We start from the raw sequence: 9,951 nt of genomic DNA on the forward strand, positions 1-9,951 counted from the left end.
GAGAGAATACGCTTTCATTAGGTTTGACTACAACAATGATATTTTGTTGTACCTCATTACAGCGGAATCCGCTGTAACTGTAAAAGTCGATGGTCGAGTTTTCGGATAATTGGGGACAGTTTCAGCTAATGCCAGCAGCCGCTCTAGATGTGCTATGCCATAAGTATCAGCAAATTCTTTAGCTGTCTGGATGTACTCAATTAGTTGTGTCATATTTATCTCCTGGGTTTTTCAAAGTTTGCGGTGGAATGCTTACCACTAAATAACAGCTTATAAGCTAATTTCAAAAATGTCGCAGAAAATTATTTCCGGTATATGAAAAAGAATCGGAAAAATTTTTCCGATGTTTGGCTCAACCGGAAAAATATTCCTATTATGCGCTAGTGATGGTAAACTCAACAAGAGGGAGACCAAGTTCTGAGAGGGGTTGGCATGACTGAGACTGTTAACTTATGGCAAAGCTTTTTAATATTAAAGATAGTTACTGATTATGGTTTGAGCCGGACACACAAAGCTATTCTTCTGGCTAGGTTTCCCGATGAAAATACGGTAAAGAGTAACAAAGAGGTTGCAGAGGAAGCGTTCGCAGAAGAAAATTCTAACATTCCGAGCAACCCTGAGACTGTTCAGCGGCAAATGTGCACGATATATAAGCTTTTCTGCCCAAAAGAAAACGGGGAAGGTTTTTTGGGTTGTAACGACAGAAGTAGTCCGGTGAAAGATGCTGCATTTCGAGATTGGCTGAAACCGCAGTATGAAAAATGGCGCTCAAGTCAAGGGAGTGCATTCAGTACAGACGATCGTACCCCTGTTATTTCTGATAACCCTTTTATTCCTCAGACTGGTAAAGTTGACGACCCGCAACTTTTTTTCGGCAGAGAACGGGAAATTAGGCGAGTATTCGAGGTTCTTAACAGCAATGACAGCGTAGCTTTAATAGGAGAGGAAGGCATCGGGAAATCTTCTCTGCTATCGGCTATTTGTCAACAGGCTGAAAATCTCCTATTCTCGCCACGGCGACCAATTTACTTAGACCTAAATGGAATCCGAGATGAAGATGACTTCTACACAGCTTTGTGCGAAGAAGTTGGCATCCCTAAAAGCGAGGGATATATGCTCACTCGTGCGTTGAAAAAGCATAGAGTGCTGCTGGCTATAGATAATGTCGGAAAGATGACTTGGGAAGGTTTTACCCGTCAAGTGAGAGATCACTTGCGGGGTTTAGCTGAGGGGCAAAATGCAGCTTTACAACTGATTTTAGCTGCTACCCAACCCCTCGATAAACTCTTTAATGACAGTCAGGATGAAGGGAACACATCTCCGCTGGCGGGTATTTGCCAAGAAGAGAATATCAAGCCTTGGGATGAAGCAATTGCCTGTGCCTTTATTCAAGCTCGTCTTGCTAGGACTTCGGTGCGTTTTACTCAAGAGGAAATAAGCCAGTTAATACAAGAAAGTGGCGGTCATCCCCGACGGCTGATGCAGTTGTGCTATCAAAATTATTTGCGATATGTGGAGGATGTAAAATGAGCGATCGCAACACCGACGTTCCCCGTTTAAACTTAGCTCCTAAATTAAAGCGACCTCTTTCATTATCAAAACCGCTCGATTACTTGCGATTGTTATACTGGGTGTTTTTCTTTCCCCAAGCCTTGCGGTGGTACGTCTACAATAGAGTATCTATTTCAGAACGCTACAAAAATTATAAAAAAGATTCAGGATTATTTCTTAATCCCATAATAACTGGGTTACTTATACAAGTAATGGTAGTCATATTCCTTACACTATTGACTTGGAGTGTAATTCTTACATTGATTAATTGTTCAGTAGATGCGGAATATATATCAGTCAGCTTTTTCGTTACTATTTTTTTGTGTCTCATAACCTTGGCATCTGTACTAATTGAAAAAGATATATTTTTGTCAGAGTTTAAGTCACGAACAGCCAAATATCTAACAATAATCATTTTTTTAAGCTTGAATTGTAATCTGGCAATTTTTACTGTCAGTGCTATAAAAGAAGCCTCTACTAACCTTGGAGTTATCGGGATTTTAGGTATATTAGCAGGTATGTGGTTGGGTGTAGGAGGTATTGCGACACTAGCCATTTTAGAGGTGAATGACTTAGCTATTATATTAGTTATTGGTGGAGTGTTATTAATGTCATTAATGCTTTGCTTGTATCTGCCAATTGAGTTCAAAGTTACAGATGTTTTTGTCTTTCTAAAAAGCCTGTTAATTCGCGCATTTTTTTTTCTCAGTTGTGTAATTGGTTCATTTATCGGATTGCTGCGCCCAGATAACTGGTTTTTTACATTACCAATAAGCAAAACATTATTTAAAATAGAACTTACGCACAGAGTTAAAGAAAACAGCAGCCCAAGGGTTTTGAGTAATCAGTTTTATTCCCGATATTCTGGATATTCAGATTTTCTAATTTCTTCATCTCCCCATCTTCCCCTGTCTCAAGAATTGCCATCTGATTATGTCTTTAAAATGCGTAAGTCCTATAGAAATCATCTAGACTTGCTGTTTCCTCGTGTAACTGTCCTGCCTAATCCCTATCTCACAGAGCAATTAAAAGAATGGCTGCGACAAGATTGGGAGACAGGAATACATAATGCTTATGAAATTTATACTTATACTCTCCAGTTCATTCCTGTAATTCAAGCTTTAAACCAAGTTCTTGCTGAAGAACCAGAGCAAGTTGTCGATCGTATAGCACATTTAACAGATCATCCTTACAAATGGGAATTGGTGCGTTTTATTTCAGGTTCTATCTATACAAATTTTATTCAATTTGAGCCTCCTGCTCGCGCTGTTGCCCGTGGTTTCTTGAGTTTGCATAAGCAGTGGCTATACGATGCAATAGAAGCATTTGAGGCGGTGCGGTCTCTACCTTATGGAGAAGAAATGTGGAGAATAAGTGTAATTATGTCTATTTATCAGAAGACTATAAAATTGAATGATATTACTGCGTTATCGCTATATAGTGCCCCTAAAACACCTTGGCTGCGTTGGGATACTTGGAAAGCGATAGATAGTTTGTATGAGATTATAAAAGATATTAAAGTTATTCAGAATAGTTCGTCTCGTTCTGCCAGAGCCTTTGCTCTTAGCCATGCTTTAGGAGAACTCAAAAACTTGCGGGATCGAGCTCATGATGTACCTCAACCAGAGCGAGAAATAGTTAGAAAAATTGCCTGGAATTGGTCGGCAGCGATATTAGATGTAGCTAGTGAGGTTGGGAACGTTTCTATTACTGAGCGAGTGCGTAATCCCTACGTGGTTGGCGACCCTGTTGAGGGGAACCTGTTTGTTGGACGAGAGGATATACTCAAACAGCTCAAAGAAGTGTGGATATTGAGTCACCAACTTCAGTCTGTGGTTATCTACGGTCATCGACGCATGGGCAAAACTTCTATTCTGCTTAACGCGGTTGAGTCGCTAGGGTCACAGGTAAAAGTAGCTTATGTCAATCTATTGCGATTGGGAAATACTCCTCAAGGAGTTGGAGAGGTGTTGATAGCAATTAGCGATGAAATTTCTGAGGTTGTCAACATTCCACCTCCTGCCGATGAGGATTTGCTGAATCTTCCCTACCGTACTTTTGAGCGCTATTTGAAACAAGTAGAGGCAAATCTGAGTGAAAGGGGTTTGATTATTGCTTTAGATGAGTTTGAAAAGATTGAAAAACTGATTGAGAATGGAAAAATTGACAGTGACTTTATGGAGGTTCTGCGCGGGATGGTACAATGGAGTCCTAAAGTAGCTTTTGCTTTGGCTGGTTTGCATACTTTAGACGAGATGACTGGGGATTACTCTCACCCTTTCTTTGCTAGCTTTATTAATATCAAGGTTAGCTTTATGGAAAGTGCAGCTACCCGCCAGATTCTTGCTAATCCCCATGAAGATTTTCCTCTTGACTACGCGCCAGAAGCGTTATCTACAATCTATGTTTGGACTGCTGGACAGCCTTATTTAGTTCAGCTAGTGGGATTTCAGCTAGTTCGCCGCTACAATGACCAAGTTTTTGAAATGGGAAATTCTCGCGATCCTGTTTTTACAGTAGAAGATGTGAGGGCAGTCATTAATGACCCTGATTTCTTTAAACGGGGACGCTACTACTTCGATGGCGTTTGGGGTCAGGCGGCGCGGGGTGCTCCCGGACAACAAGAGGTATTAAGAGCGATCGCACCTCACCGAGAAGGACTCGATATTACCACGCTAGCTGAAATTACTGGCATGAACGAGACAAATTTACAACAAGCACTTAACTCTTTGATACGTCACGATGTAGTTTGGGAAATTGATGGCAAGTGGCGCATTATTGTCGAACTATTTCGCCATTGGGTGCTGTCGATAAATATATAGTGTGCTTGCGTAAGTCCTGATTAGGTTCGCCACTGATTAAGCCAGCGGACTTGCCCTTTCCAGTCCGCAGCTTGTGTTTCTGAAAGCAGGCGATCGAGGGAAGCAATTAGACTAGATAATGTCCAACTGTTTTGAGCAGCCAAAATGATGCCACCATGTTCGGGATAACGCTGAGCTAAAACCTGAAAGTCCCGGATATTAAACGTAAAAATACACCGCCCTCGCGCTGTTGCCTCTAGCAATTGAGCCTCATCGCTAGCATCTAAAGCCATCCACTCAGTCGGTGTCCGAGTGACATCATGACTGCGAGATAAAAGGGCGGCTTGCAAAGCTTTAATAGAGGTATCGGCATCTAGATGCAATAGCGGTTTAGACATTAGCAGCTTCGATAATTTGCTCAGCGGCAATAGATGCGTCTATTTCTTGATAGTGAGCCGCATAAAAAGCGAGAACATCGTTCACTTGATCTTCACTTAACTCATACTCAGTGGCAATTTGGTTTGGAGAAAAACCCCATTTTTGCGCTGCGATGACTACTGTTTGCACCCGCAACCGAGTGCCGCGCAAAACGGGAACGAGTTCGCCGCTAGCGCCGCGCACATAGGTGATTTCAGGAAAAGCCGGATCGTCATTCCGCTGCTTGAGAGTAGCGACTTTTTCGGCTACAGCCCAGAGAATAAACTGATCGAACGAAATGCCTTGGAGTGTTGCCAATTTTTCAGCTTCTTGCTGTAACTGAACGGGTAAGTTTAAGGCGTAGGATGTCATCGATCTAACTTCCGTTTGCTAATATAATTTCATCGGTTCATTCTTTAACAACTTCCATCAACTCCTCAATCAAAACATCGAGGGTGCGAGCTATCTTTTGAATGGATGTGATATCAACCGTTGCTAGTCCTTCCGAACGAGCATAGTGCCTGACTGTGCTGTACGGAACCTCGGATCGATCGGCAACATCCTTTAGCGTCCATCCTTTTTCGTCAGCCAACTCTCGGATTCGGAACCTAACTAACCCCATTATACTTGACAAACGATAAGTATCTATCGTTTAATATTTGTAATCACAAAGACGATCGCCCTCAGACCTGATAAATCAAGGGCAATCGCCTCTCTAACCATCCACTTTCGTGGAAAGGATTTTCCTATGATACCAAAAGAACTCACTTATCGCGATCGACTTAAACCTTGGTGTATAATTCGCCAACTCCCAAACTGTCAGCGGTTAACAGTCGCCCGTTTTAGTCGTCGCCCCGATGCCGAATCTTACTTGAATGCACTGCGTCGCTTAATGCCCACAGTCCCACATACAATTGTTTTCGTAAATGCGCTGTGCGTAAATGAACTCAGCGTGCCCATACAAACACAATTGTTGATCGACAGTTAAAGAATGCTTAGTTTGATCGAGTTTTCCAGAATCCGATCAAAAACTCGATCGACTTTCTAGAAAAACCACTCAATACAAAACAACTGCCAACAGCAAAAACTGTCAACAGTTGTTTTACATATTCAATGCGGATGGCGAGACTCGAACTCGCAAGGACATATTGCCACACGCACCTCAAGCGTGCGCGTATACCAATTCCGCCACATCCGCTCTTTCTGGCAGTCTCCGGGATTTTTGCGTTACGAGTTAAAGATTCACAGGTTGAGGTTCCTGACATTTAACTTGTGACTTGCCCTTTGAGACCGCCGATTTACAATCATAGCACCACTACCAGCAAAATGTAAAATAAATTTTTGTGAACAATTTCTGCAAAACGATTATCCAGAACATACCGAAAGGCATTATTGTACAGAATATTGAGTGAATTAAGCAGCGAAGATGGGGTTCTCGAAAATTTTAATCGCTAATCGGGGAGAAATAGCTCTCCGCATATTGCGGACCTGCGAGGAAATGGGGATTGCCACGGTCGCCGTACACTCCACCGTAGATAAACACGCCTTGCACGTCCAATTGGCAGACGAAGCCGTTTGCATCGGCCCCCCCACCAGCAGCAAAAGCTATTTAAACATCCCCAACATCATCGCGGCTGCCCTGACGCGCAACGCAGCAGCCATTCACCCCGGTTACGGCTTCCTCGCCGAAAACGCCCGATTTGCCGAAATCTGCGCCGACCATCAAATTACCTTCATCGGCCCTTCTCCTGCCGCGATGCGGGCGATGGGCGACAAATCCACCGCCAAAGAAACGATGCAGCGAGTGAAAGTCCCCACAGTTCCCGGTAGCGAGGGATTGCTGGCGGACGATCGCGAAGCTTTGTCGATCGCCCGCGACATCGGCTATCCTGTGATGATCAAAGCCACCGCCGGCGGTGGAGGCCGCGGCATGAGGCTAGTTAGAGAACCCTCGGAACTCCCCAAACTATTCTCAGCAGCCCAAGGCGAAGCCGACGCAGCCTTCGGCAACCCCGGACTTTACCTCGAAAAATTCATCGAAAAACCCCGGCACATCGAAATCCAAATCCTCGCCGACAACTACGGTAACGTCATCCACCTCGGCGAGAGAGATTGTTCGATTCAGCGTCGACACCAAAAACTCCTCGAAGAAGCCCCCAGCCCAGCCCTCAGCCAGAAACTGCGAGATCAAATGGGTCACGCCGCCATTGCCGCCGCCAAATCCATCAACTACACGGGTGCCGGCACTGTCGAATTTTTGCTTGACAAATCGGGCAAGTTCTACTTTATGGAAATGAACACTCGCATCCAAGTAGAACATCCCGTCACCGAGATGATTACAGGCCTGGACTTGATAGCCGAACAAATCCGCATCGCCCAAGGCGAAAAACTGCAAATCAAGCAAAACCAAGTAATTCTCAACGGCCACGCCATCGAGTGTCGCATCAATGCCGAAGACCCCGATCGCAATTTCCGACCGCACCCCGGCATAATCAGCGGTTATTTGCCTCCCGGTGGCCCCGGCGTGCGGATGGACTCTCACGTCTACACCGATTACGAAATACCCGCTTACTACGATTCTTTAATCGGTAAAGTAATTGTATGGGGGCGCGATCGACCGACAGCCATCCGCAGGATGAAACGGGCATTGCGGGAGTGTGCCATCACCGGCGTCCCCACCACCCTGGGCTTTCACCAAAAAATCCTCGATTCCCCCGAGTTTCTCAGCGGCGAAGTTTACACGAATTTCGTCGAACAGTTCTTGAACCAAAACAGTCATTAGTCAGTTGGCAGTTGGCAGTTGGCAGTGAACCGCCAACAGTCAATCATCAACCGCCAACTTCTACATCATCATCGTCAGTAGCCCTTGCTGACCGAGAATCATTTCTCGCAGCAAGCTACAGATACCCACCCAAATAATCGGCGTAATGTCCACCCCGCCGATCGGCGGTACAATCTTTCTAGTTACGGCTAAAAAAGGTTCCGTCGGCCAAGCAATCAGACTCAACGGCAATTTGCTCAGATTCACCTCGGGATACCAAGTCAGGACGATCCGAAAGATAAACAGCAAGGTCATCACGACTAGGACAGAGCCCAGAATCCAACTTGCAACGGTAATACCAGTCATGGGTCTTATCTCGAAATTTTAAGTTTTGTTAAGTCTGCTATTCATAATTTTAACCGTTTCACAGGTGCGATCGAAAGTATAAAATTAATAAAAATCAAATTGTTGTAACAAAGGCTTTGAATCTATGACTCCTTCTCTCGCGAACTTTTTGTACAGCCTGCTGATCGGCGTGACAGTGGTAGTGATTCCAGCAACGATCGCCCTGATCTTCATCAGCCAAAAAGACAAAATCAAGCGCACCTAAAAAGTCAGCGGGTTTCTAAGTCCGGCGCTGCAAGTCAATTGTGGGCTACAAGTCGGGCATCTCCCCGATCCGAGAAACCTCGGCTGCCAGCAACTGTCAAGGCAAAACCTTCAGTTGACTGCCAAGCTGAGGTTTTTTCCCGTTAGACTCATTATTATACTCACTTCCCAAGCTGAAACCCTGACCGGACGCTGCCCCAGAAAGCACAGTCGGGCTGACAAACTTAATGATAGATGTAAAATCTAACTCGCTAACATAGGAAAGACATAGGAGATAGGCTAATGGTCAATTTAGGATTGAACTGGAGCAGCCTGTTAGGGATTATCCTAGCAGTAGCAGGGGCAGGACTGTATTTTCTGCGATCGTGGCGTCCCAAACTAGCCCGAGACCACGATATTTTTTTTGCAGCAGTCGGTCTGCTGTGCGGCGGTATTCTGTTATTTCAAGGATGGCGGCTTGACCCTATTCTGGCATTCGGTCAATTTCTGCTCACCGGTTCGGCCATATTTTTTGCAGCAGAAAGCATTAAACTGCGAGGAGCGACCACAGCCCAAGCCAAAAGTCGCGCCCAATACATAGATGAAGACCGACCGGTCAGCAACGCCTACGGTTACGACGGCTACGATGCCGAAATGGATCAGCTAGAACCCGAAGAAGACTATCCGCAGCGTCCCCGGATTAGAGGCAGCCAAGACTACCGTTCGTCCCGGGAAGCCTACGACGACGAACCCCGCCGCCGCCCCTCGAATCGCAACGGCAGCGTTAACACGTCCAAGCCCGATTCGGATCGATCGTCGCGCAAACGTCCCTCTCGCCCAGAAGCCCCGCCTGCCCAAGAGTCTGACAACTGGGACGTTTCAGACAACCCCGAAGAAAGACCGACCCGCAGCCGCAGCAGTCGCCCCCCTGCTTCGGAAAATCGCAGTTCCGATACGCCACCGAGAACCAAAAAACCCCGTCCTACGGAATCATCGAGGTCTCGGTCCAGCAACCGCGACGTGGAAGCACCGCCGTCAGACTACGTGGAATATCGACCTGTAGAATACCCGGAAGACCAACCGGATAATTCCCCCAGTTTCGACAAATAGGCAAACACTAAGTAGATGGGTGAAACTAAACATTTCTGGTGCCCGCCGGCAAAAAAATAAGTTGCGTTTATTGATGCCCATCTACTTATTTTCAGATATTAAAGTGATTAAAAAAACTGTAAATTGCGAGGGTGAAACCCCAGAAAAACGCAGATATACACAAATAAAAGCTAATTTTTTTTAATTTAAATTATTTTGACCTACCGAACCTGAGGAACTAATCAACAGCATAATAATCTTAATATAAAATCCCAATTCTTAAATCAGCAAGATGCCATTACTCGAAATAGGAGATCCGGCTCCCTGGTTTTCCATTCCTTCTACAAATAACCCCTTATTTCATTTCTCAACGGTTGCCGGCCGGCGAGTCGTGCTTTTTTTCTTTGCCAGCGCAGCTTTTCCACAAATCCAAGTTATCCTCAAAAGCTTTCAAGAGCTATCAGAGGAATTCCAAAGCTTGCAAGTAGTGCGGTTCGGAGTGAGCGTTGACCCAGCAGACAAAGAACAAAACAGACCGACAACAATTGCTCGGTCATTCCTGTTTTTCTGGGACTTACACAAACAAGTCAGTCAGCAGTACGGTGTTTGCCGAGATATCGAAGAAAATGGAGTTGCCGGAGTTCACTATGCACCCCAAACTTTTGTACTCAACGAAAACCTTCAGGTAATTAATATTTTGCCGATGGGCGAACCGCACCAACACGCCCAGCAAGTATTAGATTT

Annotated in this window: 13 protein-coding genes and 1 tRNA gene; 7 read left to right on the forward strand and 7 right to left on the reverse strand. The window is 45.1% G+C overall.

Annotated elements, in window-relative coordinates; genetic code table 11:
* Positions 1-27: 27 nt before the first annotated feature.
* Positions 28-213 carry a hypothetical protein gene (locus tag QUA38_RS15115; RefSeq protein ID WP_333163053.1) on the reverse strand — a complete coding sequence of 62 codons (186 nt, stop codon included), beginning with the start codon at positions 211-213 and terminating at the stop codon, positions 28-30.
* A 219-nt stretch (positions 214-432) separates the two neighbouring features.
* Between QUA38_RS15115 and QUA38_RS15120 the strand changes: the two genes are divergently transcribed.
* On the forward strand, positions 433-1,530 hold the full coding sequence (locus QUA38_RS15120) for an ATP-binding protein (RefSeq protein WP_333163055.1): 1,098 nt from the start codon (positions 433-435) through the stop codon (positions 1,528-1,530).
* Between the two features lie 172 nt (positions 1,531-1,702).
* Here QUA38_RS15120 and QUA38_RS15125 read toward each other — a convergent pair whose 3' ends face one another.
* Positions 1,703-2,329 carry a hypothetical protein gene (locus QUA38_RS15125; protein WP_333163057.1) on the reverse strand — a complete coding sequence of 209 codons (627 nt, stop codon included), beginning with the start codon at positions 2,327-2,329 and terminating at the stop codon, positions 1,703-1,705.
* A 166-nt stretch (positions 2,330-2,495) separates the two neighbouring features.
* On the opposite strand from QUA38_RS15125, the gene QUA38_RS15130 reads away from it, so the two are divergent.
* Positions 2,496-4,373: an ATP-binding protein gene (locus tag QUA38_RS15130; RefSeq protein WP_333163059.1), complete on the forward strand. Its 1,878-nt coding sequence runs from the start codon at positions 2,496-2,498 to the stop codon at positions 4,371-4,373.
* Between the two features lie 20 nt (positions 4,374-4,393).
* On the opposite strand, the gene QUA38_RS15135 is transcribed toward QUA38_RS15130, so the two are convergent.
* From QUA38_RS15135 to QUA38_RS15145, 3 genes are read right to left on the reverse strand one after another with little or no spacing between them, the layout of a single operon-like run.
* Positions 4,394-4,750 (reverse strand): DUF5615 family PIN-like protein, encoded by a 357-nt coding sequence (locus QUA38_RS15135; RefSeq protein ID WP_333127850.1) that lies wholly within the window; start codon positions 4,748-4,750, stop codon positions 4,394-4,396.
* Entirely contained in the window at positions 4,743-5,141 is a 399-nt protein-coding gene (locus QUA38_RS15140) for a DUF433 domain-containing protein (protein ID WP_333163061.1), read from the reverse strand. The genes QUA38_RS15135 and QUA38_RS15140 overlap by 8 nt, the downstream gene beginning before the upstream one ends.
* Positions 5,142-5,178: 37 nt before the next feature.
* Positions 5,179-5,391 carry a helix-turn-helix domain-containing protein gene (locus QUA38_RS15145; protein ID WP_006634859.1) on the reverse strand — a complete coding sequence of 71 codons (213 nt, stop codon included), beginning with the start codon at positions 5,389-5,391 and terminating at the stop codon, positions 5,179-5,181.
* A gap of 126 nt (positions 5,392-5,517) precedes the next feature.
* Between QUA38_RS15145 and QUA38_RS15150 the strand changes: the two genes are divergently transcribed.
* Positions 5,518-5,757, forward strand: a complete 240-nt coding sequence (locus tag QUA38_RS15150) for a hypothetical protein (RefSeq protein ID WP_333163063.1) — start codon at positions 5,518-5,520, stop codon at positions 5,755-5,757.
* 126 nt (positions 5,758-5,883) lie between these two features.
* On the opposite strand, the gene QUA38_RS15155 is transcribed toward QUA38_RS15150, so the two are convergent.
* A tRNA-Leu gene (locus tag QUA38_RS15155) sits at positions 5,884-5,967 on the reverse strand.
* Between the two features lie 228 nt (positions 5,968-6,195).
* Here QUA38_RS15155 and accC point away from each other — a divergent pair.
* Entirely contained in the window at positions 6,196-7,551 is a 1,356-nt protein-coding gene (gene accC, locus QUA38_RS15160) for an acetyl-CoA carboxylase biotin carboxylase subunit (protein WP_333044176.1), read from the forward strand.
* A gap of 60 nt (positions 7,552-7,611) precedes the next feature.
* On the opposite strand, the gene QUA38_RS15165 is transcribed toward accC, so the two are convergent.
* Complete coding sequence (locus QUA38_RS15165; RefSeq protein WP_006634856.1) at positions 7,612-7,896, reverse strand: YggT family protein; 285 nt, start codon at positions 7,894-7,896, stop codon at positions 7,612-7,614.
* Between the two features lie 124 nt (positions 7,897-8,020).
* On the opposite strand from QUA38_RS15165, the gene psbX reads away from it, so the two are divergent.
* The 3 genes from psbX to QUA38_RS15180 form a co-directional block, all read left to right on the forward strand.
* Complete coding sequence (psbX, locus tag QUA38_RS15170) at positions 8,021-8,140, forward strand: photosystem II reaction center X protein (RefSeq protein ID WP_333160753.1); 120 nt, start codon at positions 8,021-8,023, stop codon at positions 8,138-8,140.
* Positions 8,141-8,421: 281 nt separating this feature from the next.
* Complete coding sequence (locus QUA38_RS15175; protein WP_333163066.1) at positions 8,422-9,228, forward strand: Ycf66 family protein; 807 nt, start codon at positions 8,422-8,424, stop codon at positions 9,226-9,228.
* A 271-nt stretch (positions 9,229-9,499) separates the two neighbouring features.
* Positions 9,500-9,951, forward strand: a 452-nt coding sequence (locus tag QUA38_RS15180; protein ID WP_333163068.1) for a redoxin domain-containing protein, incomplete at its 3' end; no start/stop codon positions are given.

The organism is Microcoleus sp. Pol12B4, assembly GCF_036701385.1.
Classification (GTDB): Bacteria; Cyanobacteriota; Cyanobacteriia; order Cyanobacteriales; family Microcoleaceae; genus Microcoleus.